This is a genomic window from Pelosinus sp. IPA-1, from assembly GCF_030269905.1.
Taxonomy (GTDB): domain Bacteria; phylum Bacillota; class Negativicutes; order DSM-13327; family DSM-13327; genus Pelosinus.
On sequence record NZ_BSVC01000001.1, the window covers coordinates 696,069 to 720,028 of the forward strand.

General features: G+C 38.6%; 23 protein-coding genes, 1 pseudogene and 1 riboswitch. Of the genes and pseudogenes, 17 read left to right on the forward strand and 7 right to left on the reverse strand.

Features of this window, described 5'->3' with window-relative positions:
• Positions 1–135: 135 nt before the first annotated feature.
• The 7 genes from purE to purD are packed head-to-tail and all read left to right on the forward strand — an operon-like array spanning position 136 to position 7,314.
• Entirely contained in the window at positions 136–627 is a 492-nt protein-coding gene (gene purE, locus QSJ81_RS03185) for a 5-(carboxyamino)imidazole ribonucleotide mutase (protein ID WP_285715959.1), read from the forward strand.
• 19 nt (positions 628–646) lie between these two features.
• Positions 647–1,357, forward strand: coding sequence for a phosphoribosylaminoimidazolesuccinocarboxamide synthase (purC, locus tag QSJ81_RS03190; protein WP_285715960.1), 711 nt, complete (start codon positions 647–649; stop codon positions 1,355–1,357).
• A complete protein-coding gene (purF, locus tag QSJ81_RS03195) occupies positions 1,354–2,790 on the forward strand; it encodes an amidophosphoribosyltransferase (protein ID WP_285715961.1) in 1,437 nt (478 codons plus the stop codon). The genes purC and purF overlap by 4 nt, the downstream gene beginning before the upstream one ends.
• Positions 2,787–3,836, forward strand: a complete 1,050-nt coding sequence (gene purM / locus QSJ81_RS03200) for a phosphoribosylformylglycinamidine cyclo-ligase (RefSeq protein ID WP_285715962.1) — start codon at positions 2,787–2,789, stop codon at positions 3,834–3,836. The genes purF and purM overlap by 4 nt, the downstream gene beginning before the upstream one ends.
• Positions 3,829–4,437, forward strand: a complete 609-nt coding sequence (gene purN / locus QSJ81_RS03205; RefSeq protein WP_038669377.1) for a phosphoribosylglycinamide formyltransferase — start codon at positions 3,829–3,831, stop codon at positions 4,435–4,437. Before purM ends, purN begins: the two co-directional genes overlap by 8 nt.
• A 19-nt stretch (positions 4,438–4,456) precedes the next feature.
• Positions 4,457–5,998, forward strand: a complete 1,542-nt coding sequence (gene purH, locus QSJ81_RS03210; RefSeq protein ID WP_285715963.1) for a bifunctional phosphoribosylaminoimidazolecarboxamide formyltransferase/IMP cyclohydrolase — start codon at positions 4,457–4,459, stop codon at positions 5,996–5,998.
• Positions 5,999–6,045: 47 nt separating this feature from the next.
• Positions 6,046–7,314, forward strand: a complete 1,269-nt coding sequence (purD, locus tag QSJ81_RS03215; RefSeq protein WP_285715964.1) for a phosphoribosylamine--glycine ligase — start codon at positions 6,046–6,048, stop codon at positions 7,312–7,314.
• Between the two features lie 238 nt (positions 7,315–7,552).
• Here purD and QSJ81_RS03220 read toward each other — a convergent pair whose 3' ends face one another.
• Genes QSJ81_RS03220 through QSJ81_RS03230 form a run of 3 tightly spaced genes read right to left on the reverse strand, consistent with a single transcriptional unit; the run spans position 7,553 to position 9,908 of the window.
• Complete coding sequence (locus QSJ81_RS03220; RefSeq protein ID WP_285715965.1) at positions 7,553–8,092, reverse strand: D-lyxose/D-mannose family sugar isomerase; 540 nt, start codon at positions 8,090–8,092, stop codon at positions 7,553–7,555.
• Positions 8,082–9,029, reverse strand: a complete 948-nt coding sequence (locus QSJ81_RS03225; protein ID WP_285715966.1) for a carbohydrate kinase family protein — start codon at positions 9,027–9,029, stop codon at positions 8,082–8,084. The genes QSJ81_RS03220 and QSJ81_RS03225 overlap by 11 nt, the downstream gene beginning before the upstream one ends.
• A gap of 33 nt (positions 9,030–9,062) precedes the next feature.
• Complete coding sequence (locus tag QSJ81_RS03230; RefSeq protein WP_285715967.1) at positions 9,063–9,908, reverse strand: class II fructose-bisphosphate aldolase; 846 nt, start codon at positions 9,906–9,908, stop codon at positions 9,063–9,065.
• 216 nt (positions 9,909–10,124) lie between these two features.
• Between QSJ81_RS03230 and QSJ81_RS03235 the strand changes: the two genes are divergently transcribed.
• The 9 genes and pseudogenes from QSJ81_RS03235 to larE all read left to right on the forward strand — a co-directional run bounded on the left by QSJ81_RS03235 (position 10,125) and on the right by larE (position 19,578).
• Positions 10,125–11,441 (forward strand): sensor histidine kinase, encoded by a 1,317-nt coding sequence (locus tag QSJ81_RS03235; protein ID WP_285715968.1) that lies wholly within the window; start codon positions 10,125–10,127, stop codon positions 11,439–11,441.
• Between the two features lie 4 nt (positions 11,442–11,445).
• Positions 11,446–12,117, forward strand: a complete 672-nt coding sequence (locus tag QSJ81_RS03240) for a response regulator transcription factor (RefSeq protein WP_285715969.1) — start codon at positions 11,446–11,448, stop codon at positions 12,115–12,117.
• A gap of 1 nt (position 12,118) precedes the next feature.
• Positions 12,119–13,447, forward strand: a complete 1,329-nt coding sequence (locus QSJ81_RS03245) for an ABC transporter substrate-binding protein (protein WP_285715970.1) — start codon at positions 12,119–12,121, stop codon at positions 13,445–13,447.
• Positions 13,448–13,601: 154 nt separating this feature from the next.
• The gene (locus QSJ81_RS03250) at positions 13,602–14,561 is read left to right on the forward strand and encodes a sugar ABC transporter substrate-binding protein (protein WP_038669412.1); all 960 of its coding nucleotides are present in this window, start codon (positions 13,602–13,604) and stop codon (positions 14,559–14,561) included.
• Positions 14,562–14,710: 149 nt separating this feature from the next.
• Positions 14,711–16,201, forward strand: coding sequence for a sugar ABC transporter ATP-binding protein (locus tag QSJ81_RS03255; protein WP_285715971.1), 1,491 nt, complete (start codon positions 14,711–14,713; stop codon positions 16,199–16,201).
• Positions 16,202–16,203: 2 nt separating this feature from the next.
• Positions 16,204–17,202: an ABC transporter permease gene (locus tag QSJ81_RS03260; RefSeq protein WP_285715972.1), complete on the forward strand. Its 999-nt coding sequence runs from the start codon at positions 16,204–16,206 to the stop codon at positions 17,200–17,202.
• Positions 17,203–17,335: 133 nt separating this feature from the next.
• A pseudogene (locus QSJ81_RS03265) lies at positions 17,336–18,193 on the forward strand (carbohydrate kinase family protein); the annotation flags it as partial.
• Positions 18,194–18,272: 79 nt separating this feature from the next.
• Positions 18,273–18,373, forward strand: a riboswitch (SAM riboswitch).
• Between the two features lie 80 nt (positions 18,374–18,453).
• Positions 18,454–18,651 (forward strand): hypothetical protein, encoded by a 198-nt coding sequence (locus tag QSJ81_RS03270; RefSeq protein ID WP_285715973.1) that lies wholly within the window; start codon positions 18,454–18,456, stop codon positions 18,649–18,651.
• 114 nt (positions 18,652–18,765) lie between these two features.
• Positions 18,766–19,578: an ATP-dependent sacrificial sulfur transferase LarE gene (gene larE, locus QSJ81_RS03275; protein ID WP_285715974.1), complete on the forward strand. Its 813-nt coding sequence runs from the start codon at positions 18,766–18,768 to the stop codon at positions 19,576–19,578.
• A gap of 216 nt (positions 19,579–19,794) precedes the next feature.
• On the opposite strand, the gene QSJ81_RS03280 is transcribed toward larE, so the two are convergent.
• From QSJ81_RS03280 to QSJ81_RS03290, 3 genes are all read right to left on the reverse strand, one after another.
• Positions 19,795–20,337 carry an SPOCS domain-containing protein gene (locus QSJ81_RS03280; RefSeq protein WP_285715975.1) on the reverse strand — a complete coding sequence of 181 codons (543 nt, stop codon included), beginning with the start codon at positions 20,335–20,337 and terminating at the stop codon, positions 19,795–19,797.
• Between the two features lie 307 nt (positions 20,338–20,644).
• A complete protein-coding gene (locus QSJ81_RS03285; RefSeq protein ID WP_285715976.1) occupies positions 20,645–21,469 on the reverse strand; it encodes a HipA family kinase in 825 nt (274 codons plus the stop codon).
• 211 nt (positions 21,470–21,680) lie between these two features.
• Positions 21,681–21,851, reverse strand: a complete 171-nt coding sequence (locus QSJ81_RS03290) for a hypothetical protein (RefSeq protein WP_285715977.1) — start codon at positions 21,849–21,851, stop codon at positions 21,681–21,683.
• A gap of 66 nt (positions 21,852–21,917) precedes the next feature.
• Between QSJ81_RS03290 and QSJ81_RS03295 the strand changes: the two genes are divergently transcribed.
• Positions 21,918–22,187: a hypothetical protein gene (locus tag QSJ81_RS03295; RefSeq protein WP_285715978.1), complete on the forward strand. Its 270-nt coding sequence runs from the start codon at positions 21,918–21,920 to the stop codon at positions 22,185–22,187.
• Between the two features lie 419 nt (positions 22,188–22,606).
• On the opposite strand, the gene fliB is transcribed toward QSJ81_RS03295, so the two are convergent.
• On the reverse strand, positions 22,607–23,902 hold the full coding sequence (gene fliB / locus QSJ81_RS03300; RefSeq protein ID WP_285715979.1) for a flagellin lysine-N-methylase: 1,296 nt from the start codon (positions 23,900–23,902) through the stop codon (positions 22,607–22,609).
• Positions 23,903–23,960: the final 58 nt, after the last annotated feature.

The window sequence follows — 23,960 nt, forward strand, 5'->3', positions numbered from 1 at the left end:
AAACTAGTAAACCCAGATGGTAGTGTATACGATATCTGGGTTTACAAATTATATTAACATTGCATACAATCGCCTTTTGCCCTACTGGCAATGGCAATTCTATAGATTATAGCAAATAAAAAGGGAGGAACTTTAGTGAAAGTAGCTATTATTATGGGTAGTGATTCTGATTGGTCTATTGTAGAACCAGCAAGCCAATTATTAACTGAATTTGGCATAGCGACAGAAGTTGTTGTGGCCTCAGCCCACCGTACACCAGATAAAGTTCATACCTTTGCAACAGAAGCGCGAGAACGAGGTGTAGAAGTTATTATTGCAGCAGCGGGGGCAGCGGCTCATTTGCCAGGGGTGATTGCGGCTTACACAACATTGCCTGTTATTGGTATCCCAATAAACAGCACTTGTTTAAGTGGACTTGATGCACTTCTTAGTATTGTACAAATGCCTGCGGGAATTCCAGTTGCTACTATGGCTGTCAATGGTGCTAAAAATGCCGCAATTTTTGCAGTTCAGATCATGGCAGGAAAACATGCCGAGCTGGCTGAGAAATTGAATGAAAATCGTAAAAAGATGGCAGAAGAAGTAGAAGGAAAAGCTGCAAGACTTTCAACAAAATTATTAGGTTAAAATATAGGAGGGATTTACAATGGAAAAACAACCATTATATGAAGGAAAAGCAAAAAGAATATTTGCTACTGATGTGGCAGATGAATTATTGGTCTATTACAAGGATGATGCAACTGCCTTTAACGGTTTGAAAAAAGGAACAATTGAAAGTAAGGGTGTACTAAATAATAAAATTACTACATTTTTCTTTGATTTATTAGGAAAGAATGGAATACCTCATCATTTTATTCGTTTGGTAAGTGAACGAGAACAATTAGTAAAGGCATTGAAGATTTTACCAGTGGAAGTAGTAGTGCGTAATATTGCAGCTGGCAGTTTGGCAAAACGGATTGGCTGGGAAGAAGGTAGAAAACTCCCTGCACCAATTGTTGAAATGTATTATAAAAATGATGACCTTGGCGATCCTCTAATTAACCAATACCATATTAAAGTTCTCGAATTGGCTACGGAAGAACAAGTAAAACAATTGGAAGAATACGCTCTTAAAATTAATGAAATTTTGACTAGTTATTTGCAAGAAAAGAAAATAGAGTTGATTGACTTTAAACTGGAATTTGGTACTCATAAAGGCCAAGTGCTTTTGGGAGATGAGATTTCCCCAGATACTTGCCGTTTTTGGGATAGCGAAACAGGAGAAAAATTGGATAAGGATAGATTCCGTCGTGACCTTGGCAACGTAGAAGATGCCTATAAGGAAATATTGTTCCGCTTAACAGGAGAAAAAGCATGACAAACCAAGTCCTGGATATCGATAAAATGCAGGAAGAATGCGGAGTATTTGGCATATACTCCCGTAAAGAGAATGTAGCATTAAATGCTTACTGGGGTTTATATGCACTGCAGCACCGAGGGCAAGAAAGTGCAGGAATTGCTGTAACCAATGGATCGTGGATGGATGTTTCCCGGGGAATGGGGTTGGTTGGCGAAGTATTTCGCCACCAATTGCCTAATCTTCCAGATCAGAATATTTCCATCGGACATGTACGTTACTCGACTACCGGTTCCAGTTCATTGATGAATACTCAACCCCTTATGGTAAAGTATTCAGGTGGGCATATTAGCTTGGCTCATAACGGAAATCTGACTAATGCGTTAGTGTTAAGAGAAAAAATGGAGGCACAGGGCAGTATCTTTCAAACCACCATTGATAGTGAAGTAATTGTCAACTTAATTGCTCGTTCCCGAAAAGCAACATTAGAAGAAAAAATTGTAGAAAGCTTATCCCAAATTGAAGGGGCTTATTGTTTAGTCATCATGACAGAAGAAAAATTAATTGGTGTTAGGGATCCTCATGGTTTGCGTCCCTTGTGTATTGGTAAGTTAAATGATGGTTATGTCATTTCTTCTGAATCCTGTGCCCTTGATACTGTTGGAGCAGAGTTTATCAGAGATGTGGAACCTGGTGAAATGGTTGTCATTGATGATAAAGGTCTGCGATCTCAACAATTCGGAAAGATTCGTGGGCAAGCATTGTGTGTATTTGAATATATTTACTTTGCACGTCCTGACAGTGTAATTGATGGACAAAGTGTGTACCAAGCTAGATTTGAAATGGGTAGAGAATTGGCGCGTCAGAGTGGCCTTAAGGCCGATATCGTTATTTCTGTGCCTGACTCTGGTACGACTGCTGCCCTTGGCTTTAGTCATGAATCTGGAATTCTTTTTGCCGAAGGATTGATAAAGAATCGATATATCGGTCGTACTTTTATTCAACCGGATCAAAAATCCCGAGATTTGAGTGTAAAAATCAAATTAAATGCAGTAAGATCGGTTGTTCAAGGGAAATCCGTTATTATGGTCGATGACTCTATTGTACGGGGTACTACAAGTGGGAAGATTGTGCGCATGATTCGTGAAGCAGGGGCTACTGCTGTTCATATGTGTGTCAGTTCCCCGCCAATTATGTATCCTTGCTATTACGGAATTGATACCTCTGTGCGTAAAGAATTGATTGCTGCTTCTAAAATGGTAGAGGAAATCAGAGAATTTATCGGCGCTGATTCTTTGCATTATTTATCAATGGAAGGATTGTCGAATTCTCTTAGCCAGGTAAAATATAAAGAAATGTGCTATGCCTGCTTTAACTCAAAGTATCCAGGCGATATGCCTTGTGAACAACCTTGTGGCGGCAGCAAATACGTTTTTGAGGAGGGCCATGTATGAGCCAATTAACCTATCGTGATGCTGGCGTGGACATAGATGCTGGTAATAAAGCTGTTGATTTAATGAAGAAACATGTGAGATCTACCTATCGTCCTGAAGTATTAGGTGATATTGGTGGCTTTGGTGGCTTGTTTGCTCTTGATGTGGCGAAATATCGCCAACCAGTGTTAGTATCAGGCACAGATGGTGTAGGAACGAAACTCTGTATTGCGTTTATGGCTGATAAGCATGACACGATTGGTCAAGATGCAGTTGCTATGTGTGTTAATGATATTTTGGTGCAGGGTGCTGAGCCATTATTCTTTTTAGATTATTTAGCAGTTGGTAAGTTATCACCCGAACAAGTAGCAGCCATAGTAAGTGGGATAGCAGGAGCTTGTCTAGAATCCGGTTGTTCCTTGATTGGTGGAGAAACTGCGGAAATGGCAAGTTTCTATAAAAATGGTGAATATGATATTGGCGGTTTTGCCGTAGGAGTTGCAGAACGATCTAAGCTAATTACGGGACAAAACATTAAGCCAGGAGATGCTTTGATTGGTCTTCCTTCCAGTGGATTACATTCCAATGGTTATTCCTTAGTACGAAAAATTTGCTTTGATGTAAAGAAAATGGATATGAATGAACAAATTCCTGAGCTTTCAAAAACCTTAGGCGAAGAATTACTAATTCCAACTAAATTATATCCTAAAGCCTGTCTGCCGTTAGTTGAAAAATTCGATATACGTGGTATGGTGCACATTACGGGTGGCGGATTTTATGAGAATATTCCTCGTGTATTGCCAGAGGGCTGTGGAGTTGAAGTTGATACAGAATCTTGGCCTAAACCTCCTATCTTTTCCTTGTTACAGCAATGGGGTAATGTTGCTTGGCCCGAAATGTATCGAACCTTTAATATGGGAATCGGCATGATCCTTGTAGTTCCTCAATCTGAGGTGAAAAGTATCCAAGAAGATCTTACAGCAAGAGGTGAAACTAGTTATATCATTGGTCATGTAACGGATGGGCCTAAGGAGACTGTGCTGAAAGGTGGCATCTTTGGTGAGTGAAACCATATTGGGCATATTGGCTTCTGGACGGGGCAGTAATATGCAAGCCATTTGTAACAGTATAGATGCTGGCAAGCTTCACGCAAAAGTAGGTTTAGTGATTAGTGATAAGGCCAATGCTAAAGTGCTGGAGCATGCAATGGCGAAAGGAATTCCTTGTATTTGTATTGAACGTAAGAATTTTGCCTCAAAGCAAGATTTTGAGGCCGCCATTGCAAAAGAGCTTACCTTATATAATGTCAAATTAGTAGTTTTAGCTGGTTTTATGCGAATTTTAAGTTCTTTTTTTGTAAATTTATTTCCTGGTAGCATTATGAATATCCATCCGTCCTTATTGCCAGCGTTTCCTGGCTTGGATGCTCATGAACAAGCTCTTGCTTATGGTGCAAAAGTTTCTGGCTGCACCATCCATTTTGTGGATGAAGGCATGGATACGGGGCCAATTATTATGCAACAGGCTGTACCAATTCTTGTGGATGATACAGTTGATAGCTTAGCTCAGCGTATACTCGCGGTAGAACATGAATTATACCCTCAGGCAATTGGCCTGTATTGTGATCAACGTCTTTCAATAGAAGGACGGAATGTGAAAATTATATAGTTACAAGTGAGGAATAAATATGAATATCAAACGTGCTTTGATTAGCGTTTCTGATAAAACTGGGCTTGTTGAATTTGCCCAGCAATTACATAAATATGGTGTAGAAATTATTTCAACTGGCGGTACTATGAAAACGCTGAAGGAGGCAGGTATACCTGTTCGTTATGTCAGCGAAGTAACTGGTTTTCCAGAAATTATGGATGGGCGAGTAAAAACCCTAAATCCTTATATTCATGGTGGCATTTTGGCTGTTCGTGATAATATTGCTCATTTAGAAGCGATGGAAAAACATCAGATTCCTGCGATAGATATGGTAGTTGTCAATTTGTATCCTTTTCGTCAGACGATAGAGCGTCCTGACGTTTCGCTAGAAGATGCAGTAGAGAATATTGACATTGGTGGACCGGCTATGATTCGGGCTGCTTCAAAGAATTTTCAGTATGTAACAGTTGTAGTAAATCCAGCACGCTATAATGATATTTTAGATCAATTGGCCAAAGAAGGCGATATTCTGCCCTCCTATCGTATGGCGCTGGCGAAAGAAGCGTTTCATCATACTGCAGAATATGATGCTTGTATTGCTAATTATTTGGCTGGTCAGTTGGGAGAGGGAACCTTCGCCGATACGGTCCATGTTGTCTATGAGAAAGTACAACCTTTACGTTACGGAGAAAATCCGCAACAACAGGCAGCTTTTTATCGGGAAAAAAATGCTACAGGTGTGGGTGTAGCAAATGCTCGCCAACTGCATGGTAAGGAATTATCTTTTAATAACATTGTAGATGTAGAGGCTGCTTATCATATTGTGGCTGAGTTTGATAAGCCAGCGGCTGTTATTATAAAACATACAAATCCTTGTGGTACAGGAATTGGGGTTGATTTGGCTGAAGCGTATGCAAAAGCATATCAAGCGGATCCTGTGTCTGCTTTTGGTGGGATTATTGGGCTGAATCGTGAAGTAGATGTTGCAACTGCCGTACAAATTGGCAAGTTATTTGCCGAAGCCATTATTGCGCCAGGATATACCCAAGATGCGTTAGATATTTTAACAAAAAAGCAAAACATTCGTCTCTTGGTTGCTGAAAAGATGCAACCCGGTTGTAAACAGGTTGACATTAAAACTGTTTCTGGCGGTATGCTGATTCAAGAAAAAGATACAGCTCTTGAAACCTTTCATGATATGAAGGTTGTCACAAAACGTCAACTAAGTAATACAGAATGGGAACAATTGCTTTTTGCTTGGAAGGTCGTAAAACACGTGAAATCCAATGCAATTGTAATAGCAGATGATAACCAAACCTTAGGCGTTGGTGCAGGACAAATGAATCGGGTAGGAGCAGCTGCGATTGCGTTAGAACAAGCTGGTGATAAGGCGCAAGGTGCTGTAATGGCTTCCGATGCATTTTTACCATTTCGTGATACAGTAGATACTGCAGCAAAGGCTGGAATTAAGGCGATTATTCAACCTGGAGGTTCTGTGCGAGATGCAGAGTCTATTGAAGCGGCAGATGAGCATGGTATTGCTATGGTATTTACAGGTGTCAGACATTTTAAACATTGATAAAATTATAGGGCAGTTTCCAACTGCCCAGTAGAAGGGATATAGCTATGAATCTTTTGGTTATCGGTAGTGGTGGACGGGAGCATGCACTAGTCTCCAAATTAAAAGAAAACAATAAAGTGGAAAAAATATACTGCATTCCTGGTAATCCAGGGATTGCTGAGCTTGCTGAATGTGTTGAGATAGATAGTATGGATAATAACGCTCTCACAGCATTTGCTGCTGCTCACAACATTAGTCTTACAGTAGTGGGTCCTGAAATGCCTTTATCTAATGGTGTTGTAGATGCCTTTAGGGCAAAAGGGCTTACGTGTTTCGGGCCTACCCAAGCTGCTGCTCGTATTGAAAGTTCAAAAACCTTTGCCAAGGAGTTAATGGAAAAGTATGATATTCCTACTGCTAAATTTGCGGTATTTAATCATGCAGATGCAGCCAAGGACTATCTAAAAATTCAAGGTGCACCTGTAGTAGTCAAAGCAGATGGCTTAGCGGCAGGTAAAGGTGTAGTGGTAGCTATGACGCTAGAGGAAGCTTTAGCGGCAGTTGATATGATTATGAGTGACGGAGTTTTTGGTCAGGCAGGCAGCCAAGTCGTAATTGAGGAATTTTTAGTAGGTGAGGAAGCATCAATCTTGGCCTTCACTGATGGGAAAACCATTATTCCTATGGTAGCTGCGCAAGATCATAAACGGGTATATGACAACGATCAAGGACCGAATACAGGAGGAATGGGGGCTTATGCGCCTGCTCCAGTGATTACCCCAGCCATTCGTGAACAAGTTCTCAAAGAAATTTTGGAGCCAACGATTAAGGCTATGGAAAGGGAAGGATGTCCCTACTCCGGGTGCTTATATTTAGGATTAATCATGACTGATGATGGTCCAAAGGTCATTGAATTTAATGCTCGTTTTGGTGATCCAGAAACGCAAGTTGTGTTACCCTTATTAAAGAGTGATTTGGTGACTGTCATGGAAGCTTGTATAAATGGGACATTAACTGATACCGCAGTAGAGTGGAAAGAGGAAGCGGCTGTGTGTATCGTATTGGCAGCAGGGGGATATCCGGCAGAATATCGTAAGGGTGATAGCATTCACGGTATTGAGGAAGCACAAAGGCAAGGTGCTTATGTGTTTCACGCTGGCACTGTAAGTCAAAATGGCCAAGTGGTGACAAATGGTGGACGTGTTCTGGGAGTAACTGCTACATCGAAAGATATTCTACAAGCGGTAGAGAAGGCTTACAAGGCTGTAGAAAAAATAAAATTTAATGGCATGCATTATCGCAGTGATATTGCTCATCGGGCAATAAAAAGGTAGATAGGGATTTTCCCTATCTACCTTTTTATTATGGAAACAAATTATAAGCTGCAAAGAAGTGAGGAAAAAATAATTTAACCACAGAGGCACAGAGTGCGCAGAGGGCTATATTATCAAGACCTATTTATCTTCTCTCTGTGATCTCTGCATCTCTGCGGTTAAAAAGATCTATAAATTATATTGTAATATCCATATTGAGTGCCAGGATTTTACATTTTAAAAACGAATATAGAATGTATTATGAATGATTAACTCTTCTTATTCTGGGATCCGTAAAGACATCAGCTTCGTCTGTTGAACGGGTAGAGAATTCTGAGATGACTGCACCTAGTTTGCCTGCTTGGAACCAATGCAAAGTATCAGGATACAATGTATATTGCTCTCCAGGGGTTAGGAGTATTTCTTTCCATACGGTATAGTACTGCTGGGATCCCCTTGGGGGCTTACAAAAAGGATGTTCTGTTTTTTCTCCTTCTACATAGAGATAGACCGTGCCATATCTACAGCGAAAAGTTTCTTCCTTGCCTGCTATATCGTTGATTGTTGGATGCTTATGCTCAGGACAAGTCTGGTGAGGCATGAGAACCATTTCTTTGGCGCACACTCTTTCCGTATTGATATAAGTTAGTAATTGTAAACCTGTATTCTGTAGATCTTGCAAACCGAAATCTGCTATTTCAATACGAGCTTCTTCTTCCTTCGTAATAGCAATACCAGCTTGGCTGTAATAGGTAAGAACTTCTTTTAAAACCTGTTCTTTTTCTTGTTTATGGCTCATTCTGAGGCCTCCTATCCTCAATAAAGGATATTATTTCATCTATGTTTTTAATACCACTCGATGCACCTACTGCCATAACACAATGGGCACCTACTGCATTGGCGAACTGACCACAACGCCTTAAATCCCAATTGTGTATAAGTCCTGTTATAAACCCAGCAACAAAGGAATCTCCAGCCCCATTTGTATCGACAGCATGCACCTTAAAGGCTGGTAGGTAGTGCTCTTCCTGCTCATTTTTTATAAAGCATCCTTTAGAGCCGCACTTAATAACTACATTCTTAGTTCCGGCATCTAAAAATATTTTCGCCATTTCCTCTACGGTATTTTTTCCAGTGAGCATCTGTGCTTCCTCTAAGCTAGGAATGAACAAATCAAGATGGGGAAGGCAGGGGCCAATCACATTCATCCATCTGCCAGTTGGATCCCATGCCGTATCAAGTATAGTATACTTACCAATGTTCTGTGCTTTTTGCAATAATCTAGCAGTCGGCAATCCATCCAAAGCAGGCAGTAGTAAAGAGCCAGCAATAAACAAAAATTTGCAGTTTTCAATGGGGGTAAAATTGATATCTTCTTCTATAAAAATGCCATTTGCGCCGCTATAGTAAAGAAAACTTCTTTCTCCGTCAAGATCGGAAAGCACAATAGAGGTAGAGGTACCTACCTTTGTCGTACTTTTTAAACCGTCGATGTTCACATTTTCAGATTTTAATTGGTTACTGACGAAAGAACCAAGGCCATCTTCACCGATGAGACCGATTACTCCTACATCTTCACCTAGCCTTGCTAAAGCAATGGCTGTATTTGTTGCACACCCGCCAGTATGAAGTTCCATTTTATCAACGCTGATAAGTTTACCTTTTGCCGGAAAATGGGTTACTGGTTTTGCAATGAGATCTGCAACTAGAATGCCGAGACAGATAACTTTGCTCATCATGTACCTCCTGATAGGAATCGTTGATACGAATTACGCTTTTCCATCACTCATAAAAGTTTGCATATGTTCTTTTACTGTTTCGTAAGTACCTTCAATTGCAAAATCCATAATTGAAAAATAAGCAGGCCTGCTATTAGCATCACAATAGGTTTTTATTTTCTCGCTAGAAGATAACTGAAGGGCAGTACCGACATTGATTTTGCGGATGCCATTTTTGATACAAGTTCTAAAGTCCATAGGACTTATTCCAGATCCACCATGTAGTACAAGGGGTACTTCTGTGGATTCTCTTAAAGCTTTTAGCCTATCAAATCGTAGCAAAGGCTCTTCAATATATTGTCCATGAAGGTTACCGATCGATACCGCTAGAGCATCTACTAAAGTACGATTGGTAAAAGTTATGGCTTCTGCTACATCAGTGAGATGATGGTCTACGCTCTTATTGCCGTCCTCCGCTCCACCAACTTGCCCGAGTTCCGCTTCAACAGTTATGTCAAAGGAGCGTCCTAGCTTTACGATTTCTTTAGTTAAGCGAATATTATCCTCTAGTGAATAACTTGCACCATCAAACATAATAGAGCTAAAACCATTCTTAATGGCACAAGAGATGCTTTCAAAGGAGGTACCATGATCAAAGTGTACCGCAACTGGCACATCTGCCTTATAGGCTGCTTCAATCATTATAGGCGCCATATATTCAAGGGGGGCGTGAGGGAGGTGAACTTCTGCCAATTGCAGTATAACAGGGGATCTGAGGTCTTCAGCAGCTTTAATAACGCCTCGTATTGTCTCCAAGTTGACCACATTAAAAGCACCAACAGCATAACCTTTCTTTTTCGCATCGCCAAGAAGTGGCTTTAACGTTGTTAATGACATGTTTTTTCCTCCTCATTAAAATCGATAAGAAAAATAAATATTGCCTAAAGAAGACTATAGAAGATAGTATAAGATCTAGATAGATATAAATCATCTGTACTATGTCACAAGTAGTAAGTTACAAATGTCATTAACTGAATATTCAAAAATAATGTTGTATGCTGTAGATTTATGTTTCGTCCCAGCATGGATAGTCAGTGAATAGGGGATAAAAAAATGAATCACAAGAATCTCTATATACTAAGAATGATGATGTTTTTTGTAAATTTTATTATTATCTTATTTATGTCAATTATTATTTATGAAACGACGGAACTGATTTGTGAAAATTATATGGCAAGGGAATTCTTGGAAAAGATAAAATACATCCCCACTACACCTTGGAAAGTGCCTCTATTTTCCATATCTCTTCTTACTATATTTATGATAGGGGTTGGAATACGGGAAAAGTTTGGTGAGTATGTCAAACCAGTGCTTTATCTATTTTCCATAGTAGATATACTGCTTTGCATTGCGATTATGTATTATCTAAATATGAGCTATAAGGGAGTGGTACTACTTTCCATTGTCAATATTATCGTTTATATCGAAGGAAATAAGAAAAAGTACTTATTTCTTATTTCAACAGTACTTGTTTATATGCTGTTTGATTATGATATTTTTTCGATTCGGTTTAACTTGTTTTCCCTTAACGACTACATACAACATTATACATTTTCTCAGCGTCTTTATATTTTTGGTATTCGCAATATGTTGTTTTCAATAAATGAAGTATTATTTATCCTCTTTATGATTTTAGTCATTCAGAATCAAGTAGACGAAAAGAAAAAAATTAAAGAATTATATGATGAGTTGTATCAAACAGCGGAAGAATCAAAAATAGTTAACATTCAATTGCAGGAGTATAGTAGAAAATCAGAGGACATGGTGAAGACTAAGGAACGCAATCGTCTGGCTAGAGAAATTCACGATACAATAGGTCATACTCTCACAGGTATCGCTACAGGACTTGAGGCCTGCATTGAAATTATAGATTGGGATGTAAAAAAGACGAAAAGCCAGATGATCAAAATATCGGAACTTTCAAAAGAGGGGCTGTTGGAAGTAAGACGCTCCGTAAGTGAATTAAGGCCAGATGCAACTGAAAGGTTATCCCTTATCCCCGCAATCCAAAAGCTTGCCGACAATATTACGGAATGTACAAAAACCAAAGTTAATTTGAGTATAGTTGGAGCGGTTAGAAAACTTTGGATCGAAGAAGAGGAAACGGCCTATCGCTTTATTCAGGAGGGCATCACTAATGCGGTGCGTCATGGAAAAGCAAAGGAAATTAATATTAGTTTTCAATTTAATCATAATACGATAAAAATTGAAATTATTGATGACGGGATTGGTTGTGCCGTAATTGAAGAGGGGTTTGGTTTGAGTCACATTAGAGAAATGGTTGGACTTTTAAATGGGAAAACAAATTTTTTTAGTCAAATAGGTACAGGCTTTACTATGTATGCTGAATTGCCTATAAGGTGGAGGTGAAAGTATGATAAAAGTTTTAATTGTTGAAGATCAGGAAATTATAAGGCAGAGTCTTGAAATCATGCTACATAACAAAGCTGGCATCGAAATTGTTGGAACAGCAGAAAATGGCAAAGAAGTATTAAAACTGGTTAAGAAGCTTTTGCCGGATGTAATCTTAATGGATATTCGTATGCCAGAAATGGATGGAGTACAATGCATTGAGATTGTAAAAGAAGCCTTTCCCAAAACCAAAATAATCGTTTTAACTACCTTTGATGATGATGAGTATGTATTTAATGCCTTAAAAAATGGTGCAAGCGGGTATTTACTAAAAGGAATTTCAGTAAAGGAACTGGTAGAGGCTATTAAAATCGTCTATGGTGGCGGTGCATTAATTAATCCTAATATAGCAGTAAAGGTTTTTAAGTTTTTTTCTCAGATGGCACATGCAGATTATATAGTAAGTGTGGCGAAAGATGCCATCAAAGATTTAAGCAAAAATGAAATGAAAATTATACAGTTTATTGGGATGGGTATGTCCAATAAGGAAATAACAGAAAAACTAAAATTCAGTGAGGGAACGATAAGGAATTATATAAGTAGTATTTTAAGTAAACTTAGCTTACGTGATAGAACACAGATTGCTATCTATGCGGTGCAATCAGGTTTAACTATAAAAGAAGTGAATGATTAGCATGAGAATACAGTTACGAAATGTAAGAAAAAAAAGCGTAGTCTTGACCTTTTTTGTTTTATTATTTCTTACCGCCTTAAGCTTTCAAATCTATCAGCTAAATCAACCTGTTGTTCTTGAAATTGGTGTGTTTGCGGGAAGCTACTGGGATGTTCCCATTCAAGACAGTAATAAATTTTTTGATGAGGCTATTGCCGAATTTGAAAAAGAGAATCCAGGAGTAAAAGTCAAATACAGAAGCGGAACTCTAAAACGAAATTATTCGGAATGGTTATCACAAAAGATTATAAAAGGCAATGAGCCAGATATTTTCTGCATTCTCCCTAAGGATTTTAATACCTTTGTGTCCATCGGAATTTTAAGAGATCTAGATAAAGACATCACTCGTGACCCCCAATTTGATACAAACAAATTGTATGCAAATGCAATCCAATCTGGGCAATTTCAAGGACATCAATATGCACTACCAAGCGAAATAGCTCCCGCTTTGATGTTTGTCAATAAGACTCTTCTCACCAAAGAAGGAATTAGTATACCAAAGGGAGATTGGACCTGGGATGATTTTTATGATATATGCAAAAAAGTGACTAAGGATACAGATGGAGATGGGCAAATTGACCAATTTGGTACATTTGGCTTTGGCTGGCAGGACGCTGTCTATACAAACGGACAAAGGCTTTTTGCACCCGATGGTAGTGCCGCTTATTTCGATAATCCTGGGGTTTTAGAAGCGGTGGAATTTGTAATGAAACTCAATAGTTTACATCCTAATGCTAGAGTTACATCCAATGATTTTGATGCGGGTAGGGTAGCCTTTCGGCCCTTTTTATTCTCTACCTATAAAGCATATAAGCCATATCCTTATCGCGTGAAAAAATATGGTCAATTTGAGTGGGAATGTATAAAGCTACCGAAAGGTCCGAGAGGGAAGAATGTTTCTGAACTACATAGTTTACTGATGGGGATCAGTTCTCGGACAAGACATGAAAAGGAAGCTTGGGAATTTTTGAAATTTTTAGTGTACAAAGAAAGCACCCAAACCAATGTACTAAAATATTCTTATGGTATCCCTGTATTACGCTACATTACAGAATCAGAGTTTGGTGAGCGTGTTTTTTCAGCAGTTAGCCCAGAAGAAACATTTATAAATAAATCCCTGCTAAGTGAAGTAATTGAACAGTCAATTGTTACACCAAAATTCCAAAAATACGAAGAAGCAGTTACAATGGCGGATAAAGAGATTTTTCAAGCAGTTACGATGGAGGTGGATGCAGGTAAAGCACTAGATGAGTTAAATAAGGATGTAAACAACTTTTTGAAAAATAATTAAAATAAGTAAATAAAATCTATCAGAATATTCGGTTATATTTGTCATTGCCTAGTGACAAATATAACCGAATAGTTATGACAGAAGACATATGATTTTAGTTCACAATAAATTTATAATAGGCTTGTAAATATAAATCAATAGGTGGAGGGTTAGTATGAAAAAAGTATTGTCAATGGTATTGGCCCTGGTTTTTTGTATAGGCTTACTTGCAGGGTGCTCTAAGTCTGTTGATCAGCCAAAGGCAACTGAGACTGCGAAGAAATACAAGTTTGGATATACTTGTATGACAATGAACAACCCCTTCTTTATTACTCTTGAAAAATCAATCCGAGAAGCAGTGGAAAAGGATGGCGGTACTCTTATTACTCTAGACCCTCAGCTGGATACACAAAAACAAATTGCACAAGTTGAGGACATGATTGCCCAGAAAGTAGATCTTATTTTCTTAAATCCCGTTGACTGGAAAGGAATTAAACCGGCACTGGATGCGGCTAAGAAGGCAAATATTCCTGTAGTTAATTTTGATGCCCAAGTATTTGACAAAGAGTTAGTCAATTCTATTGTGGTATCTGATAATTTTAACGCTGGTAAAGTTTGTGGCGAGGATCTTGTAAAAATGATGCCAAATGGCGGAAAAATTGCGGTTATTGATTCACCAACTATGAAATCTGTTATTGATCGAATTGATGGTTTCTTTGCCGGCCTTGGCGACAAAAAAGATAAGTTTACTGTAGTTGCTCAACAAGATGGAAAAGGACAGCTGGAGATATCCATGCCAATAGCAGAAGCTATGCTTCAAGCCAATCCTGATGTGAAAGCATTTATGGGAGGAAATGACCCAACAGCTCTTGGTATTATCGCTGCTCTTAAAACTGCAAATAAAAAAGGCATATTAGTTTATGGTGTTGATGGTGCGCCTGAATCGAAAGCAGCTATTAAAGATGGTGATATGACAGGAACTGGTGCTCAATCTCCAATTAACATTGGTAAGGAATCTTATAAAATAGGCATGCAAATTCTTAAAGGTGAGAAGTATGAAAAGAATGTACCTGTTAAGACAGAACTTATTAATAAGGATAATGTAGATAAATTTGGTATTAAGAATTGGCAATAATTCTTACATAGGTTAGTTAGCAGTCAGAAAGTTTTATCTGGGATAACCAAATAAAACTTTCTGACATTCTTATTATCGGCAAAAAAAAATCGAAATGTAGTTGTTGAATCAGTGCAAGAGTGATTACGAAAAGCAAAGTAGGTGAAGTGATGAGTAAAGTTGTTCTTGAAATGAAGAATATTCACAAGCGCTTTCCGGGGGTGTATGCATTAAAGGATGTAAATTTCGCATTAGAGGCTGGAGAGGTACACGGAGTATTAGGAGAAAACGGCGCAGGTAAATCTACACTGATGAAGGTGCTTGGAGGTATATATAATGTAGACGAGGGTGAAATATACATTGATGGGCAAGGGGTAAAAATTCACGATGTACTCGACTCGCAAAACGCAGGTGTAAGTATTATTCATCAAGAGTTGGTATTAGTACCCCACATGTCAGTTGCTGAAAATATTTTTTCTGGCCGAGAACCGACAGGAAAGTTTGGTTTTATTAAACAGGACATCATGCTCCAAGAGGCACAAAAATTGTTAGATTTTTTTAATCTGGGAATTGATGCTTCTCAGCTAGTGTATAAGCTAAATATAGCAGAGCAGCAAATGGTAGAAGTTGCGCGGGCTATTTCTTTTAATTCTAAGATACTTGTCATGGATGAACCGACCTCGTCACTAACAGAAAAAGAAGTGGGATTCCTTTTTGAAACAATAGCAAATTTAAAATCCCAAGGGGTAGGAATTATTTATATCTCTCATAGAATGTCGGAACTTTTCAGGATTACTGATCGAATTACAGTGATGCGTGATGGACAATATATTGGCACGAAGGTAACAAAGGAAACAAATGTAAATGAGCTAATTTCAATGATGGTTGGCCGCGAGCTTACTAGTTATTATCATAAAATAGCCCATGAGCTTGGAGAGAATGCTCTTGAAGTAAGGAATCTGTCGAGGAAAGGTGTGTTTAGCGATATTAACTTTGAGATAAAAAAAGGTGAAATATTAGGCTTTTCGGGCCTTGTTGGCGCAGGACGTTCGGAAATTATGAAATCAATATTTGGTCTTGACCCTATAGATTCTGGTGAAGTTTACATACATGGCAAAAAGGTAGTGATACAATCGCCGAGTGATGCCATGGATCTAGGGATTGCCCTTGTTCCAGAAAATCGCAAGGATGAAGGACTAATACTAAAGGGAAGCGTAGGCTACAATATGACTCTGCGAGTCTTAGATGAATTTATAAAAGGTATTAGTGTAAATACAAGAAAAGAAGAGGAAATTATCAATACCTATGTAGAAAAACTCGGAATTAAATCGGCTAGTTCATCCCAATTAGTCAGCAATCTCAGCGGTGGAAATCAACAAAAGGTGGTTATTGCCAAATCCTTAGCCGCCAAGCCTCAAATATTAATACTCGACGAACCGACTAGAGGGGTAGATGTTGGTGCCAAAGCGGAGATTTATGCAATTATGAACCGTCTTGCACAAGAAGGAGTATCTATTATTATGATATCTTCAGAGTTGCCGGAAGTTATTAATATGAGTGATCGAGTTATCGTTATTCACAATGGCAGTATAGCAGGAATACTAAATCGAGATGAATTCTCACAAGAGAAAATAATGCATATGGCAACAGGAGGTTTGTAATTATGATGAAAGTGGTTACGAATAGTAAAACAAATCTTTTTGAGAAAATAAGCGTAGATATTTTACAATTTATGAAAGAAAATTTTGGTATACTAATCGGTTTTGTGGCTTTATGTGTAGCATTATCGATTATTTCTCCAGCTTTTCTAACAGAAGCAAATATTCTTAATATTTTACGGCAAGTATCAACAAACGCAAATCTTGCTTTAGGCATGACCCTTGTTATTATTATATGTGGTATTGATCTTTCCGTAGGTTCGATTGTTGCTTTATCAGGAACGGTGACAGGTGGATTAATTGCCTTTAGTGGTGTGCCGATCTCCATAGCAGTTTTGATAGGAATTTTAGTAGGGACGCTCGCTGGCGCGTTTAATGGTGTGGTGGTAGCTTATACAGGTATACCTTCTTTTATCGTGACACTTGCAATGCTCAATATAGCCCGGGGTGCTGCTTATGTGTATACAGGCGGACAACCAATTCGAGTAATGAATGAAGGGTTTAATGTAATTGGCGCAGGATATTTAGGACCAATTCCCTTACCTGTGATTTATTCTTTTATATTTTTAATCATTACTTTCATTATTCTCAATAAGACAAAGTTGGGCAGGCATATTTACGCAGTTGGTGGTAATAAGGAAGCTGCTCGATTTACTGGTATTAAAATCAAAAAGGTAGAAATTTTTGTTTACACATTCTCAGGTTTTTTAGCTGCTTTTTCTGGTGTTGTATTAGCAGCTCGTATGTTTTCTGGGCAGCCGACAGTCGGCAATGGATTTGAGCTGGATGCAATTGCAGCTGTTGTTCTTGGCGGCACGAGTATGACGGGCGGGATTGGTAAGATTGGTGGCACTTTAATTGGTGTGCTAGTCATTGGTGTACTAAATAATGGACTCAATCTCCTAAATATTAATTCATTTTGGCAACTCATTATTAAGGGAATTGTTATTTTAGCCGCCGTCTATGTAGATATGATGAAAAAGAGAAAAGAAGCAAGGGCGTAACGAAAAAAACACAGACTAAGGGGGGGATTTTATGTTTGATGTAGTAGCTCTAGGTGAACTGCTAATTGATTTTACACCTGCAGCTCTTTCCGTTGATGGGAAGCTGCAGTTTCAATAAAATCCAGGGGGGGCGCCTGCTAATGTACTAGCAGCTCTGACAAAGTTAGGGGGAAAGTCAGCATTTATCGGTATGGTAGGACAAGATCAATTTGGATTGTTTCTAAAAGATGTTCTTGTCCAAAACAATATTAATGTAACGGGTCTAAAGGTTTCCTCTCGAGCACATACTACCCTGGCTTTTGTACATTTAGATTCTAGCGGCGACAGATCTTTTAGTTTTTATCGTAACCCAGGAGCGGATATGCTATTGGATAGTCAAGATGTGGACTATGAGGTCATTGCCAAAACAAAAATCTTTCATTTTGGATCCCTGTCTATGACGGATGAACCCGTTCGAAGTGCGACCTTAGCAGCAGTCCAATTTGCTAGAGAAAAGAAACTCATTATTTCTTATGACCCTAATTTTCGTCCTCCTTTATGGGCAAGTACCAAGGAGGCCATAAAACATATGAAAGTTGGTTTATCCTATGCAGATATTGTGAAAATATCTGATGATGAATTAAAGATGATAACTGGAAAAGATGACATAGTGGAAGGAGCATCGACTCTCTACCAAGCAGGCAACAAAATTGTATTGGTCACATTAGGAGCAGAAGGCTGTTATTATCAATACCCAGGGGGGCAAGGAAGGCTTTTGGCCTATCCTGTAAAACCGGTTGATACAACAGGGGCTGGTGATGCATTTCTAGGGGCTTTTTTGTATCAGCTAGGGAATCGTAGTTTAACAGAAATTATATCTTTGCCGCAAAAAGAATTTGAGGGTATGATTGATTTTGCGAACGCTGCTGGTGGTTTAACGACAACTAAAACAGGAGCCATTCCAGCATTACCTTCTTTAAGAGAAATTAGTGAACTTTGTCAAGGAATATAAGTTACCAATAAAAGTAAGAACGGAGCTATTGCTAACTATATCAAATTGTGATATAGTTAGTTTTAATTTAATATATTAACTCTTATCAAGAGTGGTCGAGGGACTGGCCCGATGACACCCAGCAACCGGCAGCAATGCAGTGGTGCTAATTCCAGCAGGATTTATCCTGACAGATGAGAGAGGGCTAAAATGTTATTTAAGTCCCTTTCATTATGAAAAGGGTTTTAAATAACATTTTTTTTTAGAGGGAGGAGAATTAAATGGCACATGTTAATTATGCTGCTTATATAGCAACCGAAAATAAAACAAATGATTCATCATCATCAGTGAAGGAAAAGGGAAGCATTACCCAAGGAAGTGATGAAATTATTATTAGGATTAAGAATGGTTCTGTAATTAGTTTTGTTAAGAATGTCCATTTCTCTGCTCTAGAAGGTTTAAATGGTGATGGAATTTAAACCTTCTAGTGGAGTAAAAGGTTGAAAATTATTGGCAGATATGTGGCATCATGGTATATTAGGAGTAATGAAAAACTTCACTTCTAAAGTAATGGTATGAAAAGGAGAATAACTGTGGAAAGTGTCACCAAGAAACTAGAAGAACTAGATAAATTACTTAGTGGATTAGGAAGAATTGTAGTAGCCTTTTCTGGAGGTGTGGATAGTAGTTTCTTAGCAGCGGCAGCAGCAAGGGCTGTAAAAGGAGAGGCAATAGCTATTACCGCTTTTTCTGAAACCCTACCAGAAAGTGAAAAGGATGAAGCCATCTTAATTGCAAAGAAAATTGGTATTCAGCATATACTTTTAAATATTAGTGAATTAAACAGCCCTGATTTTGTTGCAAATGACAAAAATCGTTGTTACTATTGCAAGCAGGAAAGGTTTTCAGTATTAGTGGACTGGGCTAAGAAAAACAATTATAATTGGGTACTTGATGGATCTAATGTGGATGATTTATCAGATTATCGTCCAGGAATTAAGGCTGTTGAAGAATTAGAATATGTAAGAAGCCCATTAATTGAAGTCGGATTAACAAAGGCAGAAATTAGAGAGGCATCTAAGGAATGGGATTTACCGACCTGGAATAAACCAAGTGCGGCTTGTCTTTCTTCGCGGGTAGTTTATGGGCTCTCCATTACGGGAGAGAGACTTGGGCAAATAGAAAAAGCCGAAGCGTTAGTAAAAAGATTTTGCACAGGGCAAGTCAGGGTAAGGCACCATGGGGATATTGCTCGCATTGAGGTATCTCCTGAAAATATTAGTGCCATTAGTAATCCCAATATTGCTAACGTGATTGATAAAGGTCTTAAAGAATTAGGGTTTACCTATGTTACCCTTGACCTTGCTGGATACCGGACGGGTAGTATGAACGCTGCGATACTATAGGTTCAATTTAGATATGAAAAAGTAGGCAGGACTTGATTCCATGCCTACTTTTTAGTATATCAGAAGATGCATAACTTTCTTTAACTTCTTGTTTTAAGAAGAGTTCGCTGACGAATCCGAATTGATACGAAAAGTAAGCAAATAGTGATAGCTTAAGAATTTTAACTATATTTATTTAAAGTGTAGTTGATTGTTTTTGTATCTAATTTGTCAGAACTAATCCCTTGTCGCCTTTAGCGTAACATCTATTTTAAATGTTTGTGTGCCTCCACTAATCAAGCCATTAGGTTCTATCTCGCAAGCAGCAAAATAATCATAGTCTGTTACTTGTGCCGTACCCGTAATAACGTCACCTGGTATTACTCCCGGAATTGCTACGGGACCTGTAAACTCAAAAAGTTGTTGATGAAAGTGAACAATACCGCCGTAACATTCAACTAGTGAACCCCACCCATCTAAACATTTGAACTCATCTGTTTTTTCCTCAGATGCTTCGGAATCGCGATCCTTTTTACCTTCTTCGTTCTGCTCATCTTGGCTTTTTTTACCATGAGGATGTAGATAATAGAATGTATGTTCTACGGCTCCTTTAACTAGTACCTTATCATTGAATACAGTATAATCAGTAATCTCTGCAGTAAATAATTCGCGGATTATCTTTGACATCGGTGGTTTAATTTTAATATAAGTTTCACACAGTAACTGAGCTGTTCCATTACCGACAACTTGCCTTAACTCAGTGGGGTTTATGATTTCCATTTTAGAACCTCCTTATAAATTCCAATAGAGCTACTTCTTAGCTTATATGGAATTGTTATGTTATAGTATATTTTGCTGCTTGGTTGAATGTTACATATATCCTCATTACTTATTAGAATTTTTCTAAATACAATTATACATATATCTATACCCTTCTTTGTAGGAAAAGCCCTTGTCAGAGGTACTCTATGTAGGTATGGCTTCAAAAGTACCTACTATAATATTAAAAACCGCCCAAATAGTTCGAATTGATGCGACTATTTAGGTGGTTTTTATTTATCAAATCTATTCAAAAGATCTTCTGTAGCTAAAGTTTTTCACTTACTTTGATTGCTTTTCCAAACAGCCATCGGCGTCCACCACGCGATCTCGGAATGTATTTACACAGAATTTTCCAGATGTCTTCTACCATATCTCGCCGTGTCTTAATATAATGAATAAGCCCTTGCCGTTCGGGCTCATCTGGCAGCCATTCCTCAGGAATTTCCCGTACTATTGTTTCAATGTGTTCATCACTGAGTTCCGTCACTTTTTCCAAGTAGGGAAGGAAATCTTCTGGAGAAAGACGATCTCTGAGTAACAATCCATAGGAATAACGATAATAAACCCTTATTTTCGTAGCCAAGTGAGTAACCGACTCTAACGTCCATCTGCCAGACCCAAATAGGTGAGAATTATCAATGGCATATATTTTATAACCAGCTTCTTCCCGCCGTATTAGAAGGTTTTTCTTATTATTTGTTCGATCCGAGTTGTGAAATATATGGTCAAATAACATGACTCCAGCCATTTCAGCCACATTAACTGCTTTACTTAAATTATGCTTTCCTAGATATTGTGTATGTTCTAAATACTGAGAAGCAAAATGCCGTCCTGGGTTTACGCCTAATTCCATAAGTGATGGGCTTTCTTGTAGCATTTGCTCGTTAATCCCTATAATACCACTAGGCGGAAAGCACAGGTTCATGATTTCACCAAATTGTACCGCCAAAAATTCGCTTGCCAATACCCTGGAACCAAGCTGATTATTTTGGAATTTAACCACATAGATTTTTCCGTCATCAGCGCGAAAAAATTGGGGCGCTGTGACTCCCACCCCCACAGCGCCAAGATGTTCTGTGGCCATGAGCATGCTAGTAACCTCCTCTAATGATAGTCTAAAACAAAAAGACCCAGTAAGAAAGCTTACCCTGGGTCTTTCGCTATTTAGGATTTAGTTGCGCATCAGTTTTTACGACATGCGCAACCATTAGCGAATTTAAGCTCAGTCTTGTTAAAAGATAATGTTAGTCCTAGAACTGGAAGATGGTGTTTTTGAGATTCATCCCCGTTCTATCATTGGATTAACAAGGACAGCGATTGTTTCCAGAAACTGAAGTTATAGCTTCGAGATTAATTACGACTGTCCGGACGTCACTAGCTGAAATAGAAGAGCTGGCACCAGGAACAAAGATATCATCTACTGACAGTATTGCCAATTCATCTTCGACATCACCGAGCACTCCTGTAAACAAGAAACCTCCAAGGGTTGTTATTGCGACACAATCACCAACCATACGGCACAGGAAGCGGATTAATTCATGGCTTTCCTGACGTTCGGTGGATTCATCAACGGTAAGAGTACGCCCGCCCTTATTTCCTTTACCGCCGCCAGTATTACTGTTGGTGTTGTGACTGTTGGTGTTGTGACTGTTGGTGTTGTGACTGTTGGTGTTGTGACTGTTGGTGTTGTGACTGTTGGTGTTGTGACTGTTAGTGTTATTGCTACTGCTACTGCTACTGCTGCTGCTTCTTCCACCATCGATTGGATCTTCTACTATTCCAGTACCTTTGCCAACTATCTGCCATAGATCAATACGGGCGAACTCCACAAACCGAACTTCTCCTCCTGGAGAAAGAATTTCCACATCAGCTGAATCCGCTGTAATTGCTGGGGTAAGAAGGGCAATGCGGCAGTCATCGATTGCCTGCAAACGGCCGAAATAAGTAAAACCGTCAAAGCCAAATAATAGTACATCTGTGTTTAATTCGCGTTGCAATTCTCTGATGAGCCTTTCATTGCGAATCTCCGCAAAAATACTCATAATGTATATTCCTCCCTATTTAAGTTATAATAATAAACTTACTATACTGTATGATTACAGAGTTGATAGTGTTACTGTTTAGATCTGTTCTTCAAAAGAAAAAGGCCAATTATGTCTAGATCATGTAGTTTGGAAAAGTAATGATGAAATGTTATCTACAATTATTGCGGCAGTGATATCTCTACTTAAATGTGTACAAGGGCGATACTATTTTTCATAACCCAAGCATCACCGTAATCAGATTGTAGGGTCATGGCTTGACGATAAAACCACTCTTGATAGAAAATGTTTTCTACATCGCAAATAGCCTGTAGCATGAAATCCTGATTGATGGGTTGATCATTCATAATGCAGTACCCTAGGGCAAAGGAAATGGATGCTGCATAAGAAAAGGCCATTTTATAATAGGCGAGATGGGATAATTCAAAGAAGAAATGCTTACTTAGTACAAAATTCACCAAATAATTTTCTAGGACAACATCAATGGCGTGATTTTCGGTAATGAAATATTCATCTAGCTTTTTCTTATATTCCTCATGGCTTAAGGTCATAATTTTCGAACGCACCATTTCTAGTGATTTTCTAAATGGATAGGAGGTGTTTGATATGCGAGTCGGTGTGATACCGGGGGGCAAGGGGGGGCCATTTCTGGAGATATTTCTAGTCAAATATTTATTTATAGTGAAGCAAAGCTGCTCAAAATGTTTTTTTGTATTTGGCTCCATAATGAAACGCCGATTACCGTCCAGAGCCTCTTCTATGGTATGATTTAGGTACTCAGTCCTGTCACTATAAAAAGGATTGGTTAATGAAGCAACTACCTGCCCTAAAACAATTAATCGTTGGGTGAGGGAATACTCGCGATTTTGTAGCAGGCTTATAAAAATATCCTCTAAGTGATAATACTGTCTGCGAAAATCATCTTGGGGGACTGCTATTGGAGAATATTCTTCAAAGGTCTTTGGTGGGATAAAATAAAAATCGTCCTTTCGTTGGAGGTGGGGGGAAGAGTCAATTTCCTCAATAAAAATTTGCTGCTGGGCTAATGTACCTACTGCAGTTAGACAGGTTAATGATAATGAAAATTCTAGGCCTCGTGGTGAAGCAAATATACGTCTAGGGTAAATTTTGCATATATCGGCCATAAACTCGCTGCCAAATTCGAGCTGGATATTGCATAAGCTGTTATCGCTGAGAAATGGACACTTTCCATTAGCGAGAAACCGAATTCGCTGACCTTTATGTCGAAATAACATGGCTTGGTAAAACTCCTGTTGTCGACCTAATTTTTTAAAGGGCTCGAACATTGTATCAAATGATAAATCATCGATTTCGATGTTCCATTTGTTGGTACAGCAGGCGCCACATTGATTACATGAGAAAGCTTTGACATGGTTAGGAACTCGCAATATTGGAGGAACTTTTAGATTGGTCAAAATAGTCACTCCTTCATATGCCATCATATCTATTACTATATTCAAGATCTATTACTGATGTGAGAAAAGGTTTAACAGGTTATATGCTAAGTTGAGGGTAAAA

Coding starts and splice junctions, on each gene's coding strand:
- purH (WP_285715963.1), top strand. CDS start 4,457: ATGAATATCAAACGTGCTTTGATTAGCGTTTCTGATAAAACTGGGCTT.
- QSJ81_RS03245 (WP_285715970.1), top strand. CDS start 12,119: ATGAGAATACAGTTACGAAATGTAAGAAAAAAAAGCGTAGTCTTGACC.
- purM (WP_285715962.1), top strand. CDS start 2,787: ATGAGCCAATTAACCTATCGTGATGCTGGCGTGGACATAGATGCTGGT.
- QSJ81_RS03230 (WP_285715967.1), bottom strand. CDS start 9,908: ATGTCATTAACAACGTTAAAGCCACTTCTTGGCGATGCGAAAAAGAAA.
- QSJ81_RS03250 (WP_038669412.1), top strand. CDS start 13,602: ATGAAAAAAGTATTGTCAATGGTATTGGCCCTGGTTTTTTGTATAGGC.
- QSJ81_RS03285 (WP_285715976.1), bottom strand. CDS start 21,469: ATGCTCATGGCCACAGAACATCTTGGCGCTGTGGGGGTGGGAGTCACA.
- QSJ81_RS03235 (WP_285715968.1), top strand. CDS start 10,125: ATGAATCACAAGAATCTCTATATACTAAGAATGATGATGTTTTTTGTA.
- QSJ81_RS03260 (WP_285715972.1), top strand. CDS start 16,204: ATGATGAAAGTGGTTACGAATAGTAAAACAAATCTTTTTGAGAAAATA.
- QSJ81_RS03270 (WP_285715973.1), top strand. CDS start 18,454: ATGGCACATGTTAATTATGCTGCTTATATAGCAACCGAAAATAAAACA.
- QSJ81_RS03255 (WP_285715971.1), top strand. CDS start 14,711: ATGAGTAAAGTTGTTCTTGAAATGAAGAATATTCACAAGCGCTTTCCG.
- QSJ81_RS03240 (WP_285715969.1), top strand. CDS start 11,446: ATGATAAAAGTTTTAATTGTTGAAGATCAGGAAATTATAAGGCAGAGT.
- QSJ81_RS03295 (WP_285715978.1), top strand. CDS start 21,918: ATGGCTTTCCTGACGTTCGGTGGATTCATCAACGGTAAGAGTACGCCC.
- QSJ81_RS03225 (WP_285715966.1), bottom strand. CDS start 9,029: ATGAGCAAAGTTATCTGTCTCGGCATTCTAGTTGCAGATCTCATTGCA.
- QSJ81_RS03220 (WP_285715965.1), bottom strand. CDS start 8,092: ATGAGCCATAAACAAGAAAAAGAACAGGTTTTAAAAGAAGTTCTTACC.
- QSJ81_RS03280 (WP_285715975.1), bottom strand. CDS start 20,337: ATGGAAATCATAAACCCCACTGAGTTAAGGCAAGTTGTCGGTAATGGA.
- purC (WP_285715960.1), top strand. CDS start 647: ATGGAAAAACAACCATTATATGAAGGAAAAGCAAAAAGAATATTTGCT.
- purD (WP_285715964.1), top strand. CDS start 6,046: ATGAATCTTTTGGTTATCGGTAGTGGTGGACGGGAGCATGCACTAGTC.
- purF (WP_285715961.1), top strand. CDS start 1,354: ATGACAAACCAAGTCCTGGATATCGATAAAATGCAGGAAGAATGCGGA.